The following is a 14212-nucleotide window of genomic DNA, read 5'->3' as shown; positions in this document are numbered from 1 at the left end:
TGGCCGCGTGGACGAGGGGGCGGATGAGATGTCGGGGGATGGTGTGACGACAAGCAGGTCACGGAGCAAGGCCAGCGCGAGCGCCGGGGTGAAGATCGAGCGGGTGTGGACGACCGAGGGGGTCCACCCGTACGACGAGGTCACCTGGGAGCGCCGCGACGTCGTGATGACGAACTGGCGGGACGGCTCGATCAACTTCGAGCAGCGCGGGGTGGAGTTCCCGGAGTCGTGGAGCGTCAACGCGGCGAACATCGTGACCACCAAGTACTTCCGGGGCGCGGTGGGGACCCCGGAGCGGGAGTGGTCGCTCAAGCAGTTGATCGACCGGGTGGTCAGCACCTACCGCACCGCGGGTGAGGAGTACGGCTACTTCGCCAGCCCGGCCGACGCCGAGATCTTCGCGCACGAGCTGACCTGGATGCTGCTGAACCAGGTGTTCAGCTTCAACTCGCCGGTCTGGTTCAACGTCGGTACGCCGTCGCCGCAGCAGGTCAGCGCCTGCTTCATCCTGTCCGTCGACGACTCGATGGACTCGATCCTCGACTGGTACAAGGAGGAGGGGCTGATCTTCAAGGGCGGCTCCGGCTCCGGGGTCAACCTGTCGCGGATCCGCTCGTCCCGTGAGCTGCTCTCCTCCGGCGGCAACGCCTCCGGCCCGGTCAGCTTCATGCGCGGCGCGGACGCCTCGGCCGGCACCATCAAGTCCGGCGGCGCGACCCGGCGGGCGGCCAAGATGGTCATCCTCGACGTGGACCACCCGGACATCCAGGAGTTCGTGGTCACGAAGGCGCGCGAGGAGGACAAGATCCGCGCGCTGCGCGACGCCGGGTTCGACATGGACCTCGGCGGCTCCGACATCGTCAGCGTGCAGTACCAGAACGCCAACAACTCGGTCCGGGTCTCCGGCGAGTTCATGGCGGCGGTGGAGAACGGCGGCGGCTTCGACCTGCGCGGCCGGCTGGACGGCTCGGTGATCGAGACCGTCGACGCCAAGAAGCTGTTCCGCGCCATCTCCCAGGCCGCCTGGGAGTGCGCCGACCCGGGCCTGCAGTACGACGACACGATCAACGACTGGCACACCTGCCCGGAGACCGGGCGGATCACCGCGTCGAACCCGTGCTCGGAGTACCTGCACCTGGACAACTCCTCGTGCAACCTTGCCTCGCTCAACCTGATGAAGTTCCTCCGCGCCGACGGTGGCTTCGAGGTGGAGAAGTTCGTCAAGTCCGTCGAGTTCGTCATCACCGCGATGGACATCTCCATCTGCTTCGCGGACTTCCCGACCGAGAAGATCGGTGAGACCTCCCGCGCCTACCGGCAGCTCGGCATCGGCTACGCCAACCTGGGCGCCCTGCTGATGGCCACCGGCCTGCCGTACGACTCGGAGCAGGGCCGCTCGGTCGCCGCGGCGATCACGTCCCTGATGACCGGCACCGCCTACCGCCGCTCGGCCGAGTTGGCCGGCGTCGTCGGCCCGTACGACGGCTACGCCCGCAACGCCGAGCCGCACAAGCGGGTCATGCGCAAGCACGCGGCGGCCAACGACGAGATCAAGCCGACCAGCCCGGTGGCCACCGCGATCGTCCGCGAGGCGACCAGGCAGTGGACCCAGGGCAACAAGATCGGCGACAAGAACGGCTGGCGCAACGCGCAGGCGAGCGTCCTCGCCCCGACCGGCACGATCGGCTTCATGATGGACTGCGACACGACCGGCGTGGAGCCGGACCTGGCGCTGGTCAAGTTCAAGAAGCTGGTCGGCGGCGGCTCGATGCAGATCGTCAACCAGACGGTTCCGCGTGCCCTTCGCAGCCTCGGCTACCCCGAGGAGCAGGTCGAGGCGATCGTCGAGCACATCGCCGACAACGGCCACGTGGTGGACGCCCCCGGCCTCAAGCCGGAGCACTACCCGGTCTTCGACTGCGCGATGGGTGAGCGGACGATCGCCCCGATGGGTCACGTACGGATGATGGCGGCCATCCAGCCGTTCGTCTCCGGCGCGATCTCCAAGACGGTCAACATGCCGGAGGCGGCCACCGTCGAGGACGTCGAGAAGATCTACTTCGAGGGCTGGAAGCTCGGCCTCAAGGCGCTGGCGATCTACCGGGACAACTGCAAGGTCGGCCAGCCGCTTTCGGTGGCCAAGTCCAACAAGGCCACCGAGCCGGCCGCCGTCGAGACCGCAGCCGCCGCGCCGGCCGCGGTGGAGAAGGTCATCGAGTACCGGCCGGTGCGTAAGCGCCTGCCGAAGAAGCGCCCGTCCGAGACGGTCAGCTTCTCCGTCGGTGGCGCCGAGGGCTACCTCACCGCGTCGTCCTACCCGGACGACGGCCTCGGCGAGGTCTTCCTCAAGATGTCCAAGCAGGGCTCGACCCTGGCCGGGGTGATGGACGCCTTCTCGGTGGCCATCAGCATCGGTCTGCAGTACGGCGTGCCGCTGGAGACGTTCGTCAGCAAGTTCACCAACATGCGCTTCGAGCCGGCCGGGATGACCGACGACCCGGACGTGCGGATGGCGGCCTCGGTGATGGACTACATCTTCCGTCGCCTGGCGTTGGACTTCCTGCCGTACGAGCGCCGCGCCGAGCTGGGCATCTTCACCGCCAGCGAGCGGGCCGCGCAGCTGCGGGCCGAGGCCGACGCGGAAGCCGCCGCCGTGACCGGCGCGGAGCTCACCGCGATGGCGTCCTCGGCACCGGTGGAGGCCCCGGCCAAGCCGGAGGCCGTCGCGCAGCCGGCGCAGGAGATGGTCGAGGTGGCCGCCGCCAAGCCGGCTCCGAGCGTGGGTTCCAGCACCGAACTGCTCGAGGCCGTGATCGGCAAGGCCGCCGACGCGCCGCTCTGCTTCACCTGCGGTACGAAGATGCGCCCGGCCGGTAGCTGCTACGTCTGCGAGGGCTGCGGCTCCACCAGCGGCTGCAGCTGACGTACGCGATCGACCGTATTACCCGCGAGCGCGGCAGGGATCACCTGCCGCGCTCGCGGCATTCCCGCCTGATCGACTCGGGTTCAATGAAATCGGGGCATCATCCTCGCCCGGATACCCCGACATCACGGAACCCGAGTCGATCGTGATGGACCGAAGCCACGCGAGCAGCGCGGCTCGTCGGGTCAGGGGCGGGCGAACAGCGGCCCGTAGTTCGACCGGAACATCTGCTCGCCGAGGCGGCGCAGCACCAGGTCGCGCAGCGCGGGCGACAGCCCGGTGGCCTTGTCCCGGCGGTGCGTCTGGCTGAGTACCCAGTCGGTACGCGGGCGGCGGCGCGTCTCGTACCCGTGCAACGCCTCGGCGATGCTTCCGGCGGCGGCCAGTGACTCGGCGAGCACGATGGCGTCCTCCAGAGCCATGGCCGCGCCCTGGGCCATGTTCGGCGAGGTGGCGTGAGCGGCGTCGCCGATCAGCAGCACCGGCCCCCGGGACCAGGAGTCGAGGACGACCTCCTGGTTCGGCCCGGCGTGCAGGGTGCTGGCGTCGTAGTCGAGGGCCTTGAGCATGGTGGCGGCCGGCTCGGTGAACGTCGCGCCCAGCTCGTCGCGCCAGCCGGGTCGGTCGGCGACCGGTCCGTCGTTGTAGTAGCAGTACGTCTGCTCGGCGCTGATCGGGATCGTCAGGAACTGCCTGCCGCGCCCCAACTGCACCGACCAGACCGGCTCGTCGTCGATCCGGGGAGCGACCCACCGGTACGCGTACTGGCCTAGGTCGCGGGCCGTCTGACCGTTGAAGGCGAGCCGCCGGACCGTCGAGTTCACCCCGTCGGCGCCGATCACCAGGTCGTACCGTGCGCTGCTGTCGTCGTCGAAATCGACGGCGACCACGTCGCCCTCCCGGCGGAGCGCGACCGGCTGGCGGCCCCAGCGGATCGGGGCGTCGCCGACGCCGGCGAGCAGGGCCCGGTGCAACTGCGCCCGGGACAGCGACGCGCAGGGCCCGACGCCCTGCCACAGTGCGGCCACGTCGATGTCGAAGAGCCGGCGTCCGCGCTGGTTGGCGCTGCGCTGCCGCGTGATCTCCACGGCGACGTCGGCGACCGGCTCCCGCAGACCGAGTACGTCGAGCATCCGGGTCGCGTTGCCGGTGAGGTAGATGCCGGTGCCGGAGTCGGCCGGCCCAGGTGCCCGCTCAACCACGTCGGCCGTCGCGCCCCAGTCCCGCAACGCGGACACCGTCGCCAGTCCGGCGACACCACCGCCGACGATCAGTACCCGAACACCGTCACCCCGCACGACATGTACCTCCCCGTTGCCCGTTCCGGCCGGCTGAGCTGCTGCTCAACGGTCCGGCCGCCGCCGCACTCTACGAGGCGGGGAAGGCGGCGGCTGGCATCGGGGACACGGGGTGTGCCGTGCCGGCGGATGGCTGCGACGATCAGGACATGACGACCGCTGAGGCGTACGCCAGGTTTGCCCGCCGCGAGGTGCGCGGGGTCTCGCCCGCGTACGAGCGGCTGTCCCTGGCGGTGTCCCGCGACGACGAGCTGCTCGCCCTGCTCGACGGGCTTCCGCCGGCCAAACGGCAGCCGAACCTGTTGTTCGGTGTCGTCCGGTGGCTCGGCGGCCCGGTCGAGGACCCGGCCGCGTTCCACGACTACGCCGTGGCGAACTGGTCGGCCATCGAGGCGCAGGTGCGGGCTCGGGCCACCCAGACGAACGAGGCCGGGCGGTGCGCGGTCCTGCTGCCGGTGCTCGCCGCGCTGCCGCAGCCGCTCGCTCTACTGGAGGTCGGCGCGTCCGCCGGGCTCTGCCTCTACCCCGACCGGTACGCCTACCGCTACGGCGAGCATCAGGTCGGCTCCGGCGAGCCGGTCCTGGACTGCGCGGCCAGCGGACTGGTACCGCCGGCACGCGTACCCCAGGTGGTGTGGCGGGCCGGCCTGGACCTCAACCCGCTCGACGTGACCGACCCCGACGACGTGTCCTGGTTGGACGCCCTGATCTGGCCGGAGCACGCGCACCGGCGGGCCCGGCTGCGCGCCGCGGCGGCGGTCGCCGCGGCCGACCCACCGCTGCTGGTCCGCGGTGACCTGGTGGACGACCTGCCGGCGCTCGCGGCGCGGGCGCCGGCAGGCGCGACCCTCGTGGTCTTCCACACCTCCGTGCTCTACCAGGTGCCCGTGCCGCGTCGGAAGGCGTTCGTCCGGCTGGTCAGTGGCCTGCCCGGGCACTGGGTCGCGAACGAAGCCCCGGAGGTGCTGCCGTACGACGGGTTGCCCGACCTCCCGGAGGCGGCGCTGCACAACGTCCTCGCCTTGGATGGGAAGCCGCTGGCGTGGACCCGGGGGCACGGCCAGTCGATGACCTGGTTCGGCTGACGCCCCCGGGGCGTCGATGCCGGATACGGGTCAGAGCGAACGGCTGAACTCCATCCGGTCGGCGAAGTTGTCGTAACCCGCACGCTGAAAGCCCTTGAACATCGCGATGTTCTGTACGTCGCAGTCGCCGCGGATCTCTGTGGCACCGTTCTCCGCCAGGATCGCCGTACCCCGTGCCACGACCGACGAGCTGTAGCCCTTGCCCCGGTGGGCGGGAGCGACACCGACGAAGCCGATCACGGGAAAGGCGGGGCTGTGCGCCGGGAGGCTGATCACGGCCGGGGTGCCGTCGGCGTCGTACCCGATCTCCCACCACTGCGGCTCGTGGTGGAGTTCGGCCGATTCCTCGAACAGCAGCTCCGCGGCCTTGCGCCGGCCGTGACGGCGTACGTCTTCGGACAGCCGGGCGTCGGCGGTGTCGGCGAGCAGGGCCTCCAGCAGGTCGACGAAGGGTTCGGGGCCAAGGTCGGCGAGGGATCGGAATCGAAGCCGCTCGTCCTGCGCGGGCAGTTCCCCGCCGGCCAGCCAGCGGAAGCGCCGGCCGTCGCGGGCCACGGTGAATCCGGCCCGGCGCAGCAGTTCACCGCGCCGCTCGGGATGGCGCTGAAACTGTGGTGCCTGGGCCGGGGAATCCACCACGTGCCCCAGTTCCGTGGCACCGAGCGTCCTGGCCAGGGTGGCCATCTCCGCGAGCAGGGCGAGCCCGACGGTCAGGTCGGGGTCGTCCCAGGGGGCTTCCAGGAGCACGACATCGCTCGGCATGTCGTGGCCCGGCATGGTCCACCCGGCGACGCTGCCGATCAGACGGTCGCCGTCCTCGGCCACCAGGCACCACTCCGGCCGCGTGCAGCCCTTGGTGAGTAGGTCGGTCAGGTAGGTGCTGGTCGCGGCATTGCGTCCGGCATCGTTCGCGTCTTGGACGAGCCCGGGGATTTCGTCGGAGCGGGCAACACGGATCGTGGTCACAGGAGGGGCCCTTCAGTGTGGGTGTGGGGCAGCTTACGCAGGGTGCGGCTCGGACATCCGACCGCGCAGGGCCCGGATGAACCAGTCCAGCGCCGGCGCGGTCTGCCCGCCCGTCGGCCAGCCGTTGACCACCGCGAGCAGGTCGAGGTAGCGGTCCCGGCGAGGATCGTTCGCCGTCCCCAGCCGGGTCAGCAGTCGACGCCGCAGATCGGCGCCGTCGGACTGGCCGCTGAGCTGCGCGTACCGGCCGGTGACGGTCTCCACGATGGCGTCGGCGGCCGGCGAGGTCGGGTCGACGCCGGCCGCCAGGGCGGGTGCCACGGCGTCCCGGACCACCGCGACAGCATCCGGGCGGGGCAGCCCCGGGACGTCGTGGTCGGCGGCGTACTGCCGCACCAGTCGCCGCATGCCGGCGCGGAAGTCCGGGTCCCGGGCCAGCTCGGCCAGCTCCACCCACGCCTGTATCTGCGCCGCGCTGGGCTCGTCAGGCAGCTCCGGGGTCAGCGACCGCATGATCCCCGGGTACGCCAGCACGGTCACCAGGCCGTCGAAGACGGCGTCGAGGAAGTCGTCGACCAGCCGGCGACGCTCATGCCCGGAAAGCCGGGCCAGGGTGTGCAGCAGCTCCAACTCGTCGGCTCCGCCGCCGCGCCGGGTCGCCGCGATGAGCACCGCGTGGCGCAGCCGCAGGACGCGGATCTGCACCGCCAACGCCTCGGCGTGTGCGGCGGCCACCTCTGCCAGCGGCACCTCGTGATCGACCACCCGACGGATGGCGGCGAGGTCCACGCCGAGGTCGCGCAGCGTCCGGACCAGCTCCAGCCGGGCGACCGCGTCCGGGCCGTAGCGGCGGTAGCCGGCCGGACTCCGGTCGGTGGGCGGCACGATTCCCCGGTCGGCGTAGTACCGGATGGTCTTGACGCTCAGGCCGGTCCGCCGGGCCAGGTCGCCGATCGTGTAGCGCGTTTCCCCGTTCATGCCCCCACCCTGCTGTCTCCCCCCACTGGAGACTCAACCCAACACCGGCGGCGGCCGCTGACCACGCCCCGGCCGTACCCTGCCACGCGCCCTTTGCTCTGCTTCACTCCACGCAACACTCAGCACGGACAAGTGTTGCCTCCGTTGAAGCAGAGCAAAGGACCACACCCGGGCCTGGGCGCCGGCCGGCGCCGCCGACGGCCGGGAGCGCCGCCTGCGCTGACCCGCCGCCTGCACTGACCCGCCGCCGGCCGGGCGCGGCACTGCGCGAGTGTGGTGCCGTCGGGCGCGGCGAAGGTGGCCATGAGTACGCCCTCCCAGGACGGTTGGCCCGTGCGGAACCGCCCGGGCGATGTGGGTCAGCCGGCCCGCTCGTGGCGCAGCAGGACGACGCCGTTGCCGAAAACCCGGCTGCCGGGCGAATCGTCGGACCCTACGACGAAACCGTCGGATCCTTCGACGACACCGCCGGCATGTCCCGCATCCGGCGCAGCGGGGAGCAGACCACGAACAGGCACGCGGCCCAGGTGCCCAGCACACACACCCAGAGGGCGGCGCGCAGACCCAGCGCGGTGCCGAGCGCGCCGCCGGTCAGCGCCCCGAGCGGGATCACCCCGAGGCAGATCCAGAGGAACGCCGCGTTGACCCGTCCGAGGATCGCCGGCGGGGTGATCCGCTGCCGGTACGACATCGCCGCCACGTTGAACAGCACCGCGTTGGCCGAGAACGCGGCCAGCCCGGCCCCGTAGAGCAGCAGCCCCCAGCCGGGCTGCGCGAGCGGCATGAGCAGGTAGAACGGGCCAGGTGCGGCCATCGCCACCCAGATCACCCGGGCCGAGCCGAGCCAGGCCGTCAGCCGGGCGGCCAGCACCCCCACCACCAGCCCGCCGACCGCGCTGACCGAGAAGACCAGCCCCACCTGCACCGGGTTGGCGTGCAGCTCGCGGACCAGGAAGGTGACCTCGATCGAGCCGGACGCCATCACCCAGAAGTTCGACCAGGTGGTGCACGCCAGGATGCTGACGAGGATCGGTTGCCGCCGGATGAAGCTCAGCCCGTCGGTCAGCTCCACCCGCAGCGGCACCCGGGGGGCCGGCTCGCGGCGTACCGGCGCCTCGCGGATGAGGATCAGCGTCAGCGCGCTGACCAGGAAGGCGAATCCGTTGGTCAGGAAGGTCCGGGCCGCGCCGACCAGCCCGATGAGCACGCCGCTGACCGTCGGGCCGACCAGTTCGGCGGCATCCTCGCTGATGGTGAGCTTGGCATTGCCGTCCACCAGCAGGTCCGCCGGCACCAGCCGGGGCAGCAGGGTCTTGTACGCCACCGTGAACAGCACGGTCAGCACCCCGCCCAGCCCGACCACCGCGTACAGGAAGGTAAGGGTGAGTTGGCCGACCAGAGCGGCCACCGGCAGCGACAGCATGAGCGCGGCCCGACCCAGGTCACACGCGATCATCAGCCGCCGCTGGTCGAGCCGGTCGGCGACGATGCCCGCCGGCAGCGAGAAGAGCAGGTACGGCAGCCAGGCCAGGACGGTCAGCAGGGAGACCTGGAAGACGCTGGCGTTCAGGGTGTCGGCGGCGAGCAGCGGCACCGCAACGTTGGCGATCCGGGTGCCCAGCTCGCTGACCGTCTGACCACCCCAGAGCAGCAGGAAGCTCCTGCTGCGCCACAGCGACGGGACGGCACCGGTCGCGCTCGCCGGGGCCTGGGTCACCTGCTGGGTCACGATCACAGCCTGTCTGTGCGGTCACGCGTGCCGCCGGCCGGCTGCCCGGGGACCCTACCGGGGCCGCGATCGCACACGACACCGTATTTCGCGCCGCCCGGTCGGGTCGCCGGCCCGCTCAGGGGCAGGGCAGGTACCGTCCCAGGGCCGCGGGACGCCCCAGCGGCGAAAGGAGGCATCCGTGTCCATCGCCCTGATCACCCTCGGCGGCACGATCGCGATGGGCGGCGTCGACACCGGCCGCCCGGGCGTGGTCACCCGACTCACCGGCGCGGACCTCACCGCCGCCGTGCCCGGCCTCGCCGAGCTGGGCGTACCCGTGGACGTGCGCGACACCCACGCGGTGCCCAGCGCTCACCTCACCGGCCGTCAGCTGCTCGACGTGGTCGCGGAGGCGTCCCAGGCGGTGAACGGCGGCGCGACCGGCGTGGTGGTCACCCAGGGCACCGACACGGTGGAGGAGACGGCGTTCCTGGCCGACCTCATCTGGCCGCACGCCGCCCCGCTGGTGTTCACCGGCGCCATGCGCAACCCCACCCTGGCCGGCGCCGACGGGCCGGCGAACCTGCTCGCGGCACTGCGGGTGGCCGCCGCGCCGGCCGCCCGTGACCTGGGCGTGCTCGTCGCCGTCAACGACCAGGTGCACGCCGCCCGCTGGCTGCACAAGACGCACAGCACCAGCACCGCCACCTTCGCCTCGCCCAACGCCGGCCCGCTCGGCCAGGTGATCGAGGGGGAGGTACGGGTGCTGACCCGGCCGCAGCGGCACGAGCCGCTGCCGCCGGTCGACCCGGACCGGCTCGACGCGACCCGGGTGGCCCTGTACGTGGTGACGATGGACGACGACGGGCTGCTGCTGGATGGGTTGGCCGACACCCACCAGGGCCTGGTGGTGGCCGGCTTCGGAGTGGGGCACGTGCCCGCCACCCTGGCTCCGGTGCTCGGTGCCCTCGCCAGCCGGATGCCGGTGGTGCTCACCTCCCGATCCGGGGCCGGGTCGGTGCTGCGGCACACGTACGGGGCGGTCGGCTCGGAGACCGACCTGCAACGGCGTGGGCTGCTCAACGGCGGGTTGCTCGACCCGTACAAGGCGCGCGTGCTGCTGCGCCTGCTGCTCGCCGCCGGTGCCGGCCGGGACGAGGTGGCCGCCGCGCTGGCCCGGCACGGCTGACCACGGGCCGGGCGCTCCGACGGCGTCCCTAGACTGCTGCGGTGACCGGAGAGCGACGACCCCTGGCCGACCGGCCGCTCACCGAGCCGCACCCGTCCCGGCTGCCGCCCGAGCACCCCGACCGGCCCCGGATCCTCGCGGCGCACACGGCCGCGCTCGCCGCCGGGGAGGCGGGCTATCTCGACCCGGCGACCGGGCTGTTCGTGCTCAGCGCCGGTTTCCTGGCCGGCCGCGGCACCTGCTGCGGACGCGGCTGCCGGCACTGCCCGTACGCGGACGACCGGCCGGCCGGATGAGCGCCGGCCAGGTCGCGGCGGACCCGCCGAACGAGGGCTTCCGCCGGGCCCGGACACCCCGTACGGTGTCCGACGGACATCTGGCGGGCACCTTCCGCCGTCGGTCGGCGAGAGGGTGGAGCGTGCGCGGGCGGATCGTGGTCGCCGGGCTGGCGGCGCTGCTGGTGAGCGGCTGCGCCGCCGAGGCCGAGCCGGTGGCGGTGCCACCGCCGGCACCGATCGCGGTGGACGTGCCGGCGGCGTCGTCGGGCGGCGCCTGCCGCCTGCTCGACTTCACGGTCATCGAGCAGCTGGTCAAGGTGCGCTTCGACGTGGCGGCCGCCAGCGAACGGGGCGACACGTTCACCTGCGTCGTCCGGGCCGAGCGCGCGGCGCTGCCGGAGCTGACGCTGAGCGTGACCGACACCAAGATCGACAAGGCCACCTTCGGTGCGGACGTGGTGCCCGACAAGGCGACGAAGGTGACCGGGCTGGGTCAGCAGGCGTACCGGCGGACCATCGCGGCGGCGAGCGGGCGCGGGCCGGTCGCCGAGGTGGGGTGGCTGGCCAGCGAGGGGCGGCTGGCAACGCTGAGCTGGACGGCGGCGCGCGGTGCCCAACGTTCGGCGGCCGAGAAACTGACCGGTGACCTGGTCGCGCTGGCCAAGAAGGTGAACACCCGGACGCTGTGACGCCCGGGTCGCCCTCCTGGCCGGCGGTTGGTCAGTTGGCGGCGACGAAGACCCGGGAGGCGACCTCGCGGGGCAGCCGGACCCGGTCCCCGGAGCGGTCGATCGACACGCCGTCGCGCTCCTGGGCCACGGTCACCGTGGCGCCCGGGTCGACGCCGGCGGCGTGCAGCTGGCGCAGCACGTCGGCGTTGGTCTGCACGCTCTCGCAGATCCGGCGCACCACGACCGGCCCGGAGAGACCGGGGAAGGCCAGGTTGCGCTCACCCTCGCCGGCCTCGGCGGGCGCCGCCTCCGGCGAGCCCAGCTCCTCCAGGCCCGGGATCGGGTTGCCGTACGGGGAGCGGGTCGGCCGATTGAGCAGGTCGTACACCCGCTTCTCCACGGCGTCGCTCATCACGTGCTCCCAGCGGCAGGCCTCCTCGTGGGCCTCCTCGTAGGGCATCCCGATGACGTTGACCAGCAGCAGCTCGGCGAGGCGGTGCTTGCGCATCACGGACACGGCGGTGCCGCGACCCTGGACGGTGAGCATCAGGTGCCGGTCGCCCTCGACGGTGAGCAGGCCGTCGCGCTCCATCCGGGCGACGGTCTGGCTCACGGTGGGACCGCTCTGCTTCAGTCGCTCGGCGATCCGGGCGCGCAGCGGGGGCACACCCTCCTCCTCCAACTCGAGGATGGTGCGCAGGTACATTTCGGTCGTGTCGACGAGCGAGTGAGCGTTTATCTTCATCACCTGTTAGCGAGGACCGTTACCGGAGGCTCTAGTGTCTCACGATCGACCGACGATCGACCACCACCACCCCGGAGGCAGCCGTGGGTGAGCCTGTACCGCTGAGGTGCGGCATCTACTGCCGGATCAGCGAGGACCGAGAGTCCGAGGAGAAGGGCGTCACGGATCAGGAGGCCGACTGCCGGGAGCTGGTGGCGGCGTTCGGGTGGGAGGTGGCTGAAGTCTTCGTCGACAACGACCTGTCGGCCAGCACCAAGGCCAAGAAGCCCCGGCCGCGGTTCGAGGAGATGATGGAGCAGGCCGAGGCCGGCTCGCTCGATGTGCTCGTCTCGCTGAGCAACAGCCGGTTCACCCGTCGCCCGATGGAGCTTGAGCGGCTGATCACGCTGCACGACGCCAGGGGGACGCTGCTCTATACCGTCAAGAGCGGCAACGACGACCTGTCGACCGCCGATGGCCGCATGGTCGCCCGGATCAAAGCAGCGGTTGACGCCGCGGAGGCCGAGCGGACCGGAGAGCGTGTCGAGCGGGCCGCCAGGCGGCGCCGGGAGGCCGGCGAGCTGCACGGGGGCTCCCGGACGTTCGGCTACGTCCACGACTCGCCGCTCGGGTACTGCCGGGAGAAGGACCCGATTGCCGAGAAGGCCCTCAAGGACGGCAGGGATGTCCTGCTCCAGACCGGCAAGGTGTCCAAGGTCCGGCAGCTTTGGCAGAGCATGGGCGTTCTCACTCCGCTGGGCAAGGAGTGGAATAACGACGGCAACGTGGCCCGAACTCTGCGCAACCCTCGCATCGCCGGCCTTGTGTCGCACGACGGCGAGATCGTCGGGGTGGGCAAATGGCCTGCCATCTTCACCCGCGCGGACCATGAGGCCATCGTCGCGGCTCTGGGCACTCGGGGCGGCAGGGGCAAGGGCGGACCCCCGAGGGCTCGGAAGTACCTGCTGCCGGGGTTCGTGTACTGCATGTGCGGCACCCCGATGTCCGCTCAGGTCTACGTCGCCCCCGAGGGCAAGACCGGCAGCTTCAACCGCTACATCTGCATCAAGCAGAGGGGCGGGTGCGGCCAGGTCTCGCGTCAGCGTCCGTGGCTGGAGCTGGTGGTCAGGGAGTGGGTGGCCGGCGCCATTGAGGGCCGCCTGAGTGTCCCTGAAGGCGAGGATGCGGGCGACCCTAACCCTGTCCTGGAGGCGGAGATTCAGGAGCTGGAGGCGGCGATCAAGCGGGTGCGGAGCGCGCTGGTCAAGGGCGTCTTCACTGACGATGAGGCCCTGGAGGAGATCATCCCGATGCGGGAGCAGATCCAAGCGCTGCGCTCCAAGCAGGGGGAGCTGGCCAGGGAGGCTGCGGCGATCCCGGTCGACAAGGACCAGGAACTAGAAGACTGGCTTGACGATGACCCGGAGACGTTGCACCACCGCAGGGAGATCCTGGGTCGGTACGTCAAGCGGATCATCGTCAAGCCAGTAGGGAAGGGCGGTAGCAACGGAGTGGACGGGCCGCCGATTGACTCGGTGGTTATCGCTCCTCGCGGCTGAGCCTGGCCTTCCGGATAGATCGAAGGATGGCAGTTACCTCGGGGGTCTGCGAGGAGATCCCGCCGGCCGGCGCGTGGATCTCCTGCACCCACCGCATCTGGTTCTGCTCGCCCGGCAAGTGGCGCACGCGGGCGCTGGTGACGGGCACCGGGCCGAGCGGCACGCCGTTCTCCTTCAGCCCGGACGACAAGGCCGAGGCGCAGATCGTGTCCTGCCCGAAGCCCAAGAAGTAGGATCGGGGCATGAAGACGTGGGGGATGGCGGTCGAGTACCGAGGGGCGCCCATCGAGCCGCACCTGGACGGTGGGCGGATCGACGAGCGCGTGGAGTTGGCCAGCATGACGGTGGACGGGGAAAGCAAGACCCGGATCACCGCCTCGGTGACCGCTGAGTCGGAGGAGGAGGCCCGCGCGATCGGGACGGCCGGCATCGCCGAGCTGGCCCGTACCCTGCGCCTGCCGGCGGAGCCCGCCAGCATCAGCGTCACCGCATAGCGCTACCCAGAAGGCCCGGCTCCCTACTCGGGGGTCGGGCCTTCTTGCGTTTCCAGCAGCTCCGGCCGGTGATCCTTGATCCACTTCCCCACGTCGGCCTTGCGCCACACGTTGCCCATGGTCAGCTCAGCGATCGGGTCAGGGAACCCCTTCGAGGAGGCGATCACATGGGCACGCTGACGGGACACGCCACCCAACATCACGCGGATCTCCGCGACTCCCACCAGTTCCACGTCATTGACGGTAGACATGTGCGGAGTGCTACGTGAAGACAACGTCGATCACTGCTGGCGGCCATCACTGACGACTGTCCCGTCGGTTGTTGACGGCCATCAC

The 14212-nt window shown here is 71.3% G+C and carries 14 protein-coding genes; 8 read left to right on the top strand and 6 right to left on the bottom strand.

The window, feature by feature from the left end; translation table 11 throughout:
• Nucleotides 1–28 precede the first annotated feature (28 nt).
• Nucleotides 29–2923 carry a vitamin B12-dependent ribonucleotide reductase gene (locus ABZU69_RS05320; protein ID WP_354963157.1) on the top strand — a complete coding sequence of 965 codons (2895 nt, stop codon included), beginning with the start codon at nt 29–31 and terminating at the stop codon, nt 2921–2923.
• 185 nt (nt 2924–3108) lie between these two features.
• Here ABZU69_RS05320 and ABZU69_RS05315 read toward each other — a convergent pair whose 3' ends face one another.
• On the bottom strand, nt 3109–4221 hold the full coding sequence (locus ABZU69_RS05315; RefSeq protein WP_354963156.1) for an FAD-dependent monooxygenase: 1113 nt from the start codon (nt 4219–4221) through the stop codon (nt 3109–3111).
• Between the two features lie 149 nt (nt 4222–4370).
• Between ABZU69_RS05315 and ABZU69_RS05310 the strand changes: the two genes are divergently transcribed.
• Nucleotides 4371–5306, top strand: coding sequence for a DUF2332 domain-containing protein (locus ABZU69_RS05310; protein WP_354963155.1), 936 nt, complete (start codon nt 4371–4373; stop codon nt 5304–5306).
• Between the two features lie 30 nt (nt 5307–5336).
• Here the strand turns inward: ABZU69_RS05310 and ABZU69_RS05305 are convergent, their stop codons facing one another.
• The 3 genes from ABZU69_RS05305 to ABZU69_RS05295 form a co-directional block, all read right to left on the bottom strand.
• Entirely contained in the window at nt 5337–6272 is a 936-nt protein-coding gene (locus ABZU69_RS05305) for a GNAT family N-acetyltransferase (protein WP_354963154.1), read from the bottom strand.
• Between the two features lie 33 nt (nt 6273–6305).
• Nucleotides 6306–7250 carry a MerR family transcriptional regulator gene (locus ABZU69_RS05300; protein ID WP_354963153.1) on the bottom strand — a complete coding sequence of 315 codons (945 nt, stop codon included), beginning with the start codon at nt 7248–7250 and terminating at the stop codon, nt 6306–6308.
• Nucleotides 7251–7683: 433 nt separating this feature from the next.
• The gene (locus ABZU69_RS05295) at nt 7684–8979 is read right to left on the bottom strand and encodes an MFS transporter (RefSeq protein ID WP_354963152.1); all 1296 of its coding nucleotides are present in this window, start codon (nt 8977–8979) and stop codon (nt 7684–7686) included.
• Between the two features lie 181 nt (nt 8980–9160).
• On the opposite strand from ABZU69_RS05295, the gene ABZU69_RS05290 reads away from it, so the two are divergent.
• From ABZU69_RS05290 to ABZU69_RS05280, 3 genes are read left to right on the top strand one after another with little or no spacing between them, the layout of a single operon-like run.
• On the top strand, nt 9161–10150 hold the full coding sequence (locus ABZU69_RS05290; protein WP_354963151.1) for an asparaginase: 990 nt from the start codon (nt 9161–9163) through the stop codon (nt 10148–10150).
• A 41-nt stretch (nt 10151–10191) separates the two neighbouring features.
• Entirely contained in the window at nt 10192–10446 is a 255-nt protein-coding gene (locus ABZU69_RS05285) for a DUF5522 domain-containing protein (RefSeq protein WP_354963150.1), read from the top strand.
• On the top strand, nt 10443–11117 hold the full coding sequence (locus ABZU69_RS05280) for a hypothetical protein (protein WP_354963149.1): 675 nt from the start codon (nt 10443–10445) through the stop codon (nt 11115–11117). Before ABZU69_RS05285 ends, ABZU69_RS05280 begins: the two co-directional genes overlap by 4 nt.
• A 31-nt stretch (nt 11118–11148) precedes the next feature.
• Here ABZU69_RS05280 and ABZU69_RS05275 read toward each other — a convergent pair whose 3' ends face one another.
• Nucleotides 11149–11847, bottom strand: a complete 699-nt coding sequence (locus ABZU69_RS05275) for a metal-dependent transcriptional regulator (protein ID WP_354963148.1) — start codon at nt 11845–11847, stop codon at nt 11149–11151.
• 80 nt (nt 11848–11927) lie between these two features.
• Between ABZU69_RS05275 and ABZU69_RS05270 the strand changes: the two genes are divergently transcribed.
• Genes ABZU69_RS05270 through ABZU69_RS05260 form a run of 3 tightly spaced genes read left to right on the top strand, consistent with a single transcriptional unit; the run spans nt 11928 to nt 13876 of the window.
• Nucleotides 11928–13382, top strand: a complete 1455-nt coding sequence (locus tag ABZU69_RS05270; protein ID WP_354963147.1) for a recombinase family protein — start codon at nt 11928–11930, stop codon at nt 13380–13382.
• A 26-nt stretch (nt 13383–13408) separates the two neighbouring features.
• Nucleotides 13409–13615: a hypothetical protein gene (locus ABZU69_RS05265; RefSeq protein ID WP_354963146.1), complete on the top strand. Its 207-nt coding sequence runs from the start codon at nt 13409–13411 to the stop codon at nt 13613–13615.
• A gap of 9 nt (nt 13616–13624) precedes the next feature.
• Nucleotides 13625–13876, top strand: a complete 252-nt coding sequence (locus ABZU69_RS05260) for a hypothetical protein (protein ID WP_354963145.1) — start codon at nt 13625–13627, stop codon at nt 13874–13876.
• Nucleotides 13877–13899: 23 nt separating this feature from the next.
• Here ABZU69_RS05260 and ABZU69_RS05255 read toward each other — a convergent pair whose 3' ends face one another.
• On the bottom strand, nt 13900–14109 hold the full coding sequence (locus ABZU69_RS05255) for a hypothetical protein (RefSeq protein ID WP_354963144.1): 210 nt from the start codon (nt 14107–14109) through the stop codon (nt 13900–13902).
• Nucleotides 14110–14212: the final 103 nt, after the last annotated feature.

Source organism: Micromonospora sp. NPDC005206 (assembly GCF_040608175.1).
Taxonomy (GTDB): Bacteria; Actinomycetota; Actinomycetes; order Mycobacteriales; family Micromonosporaceae; genus Micromonospora.
This window is presented reverse-complemented; position numbering and strand designations above follow the sequence as displayed.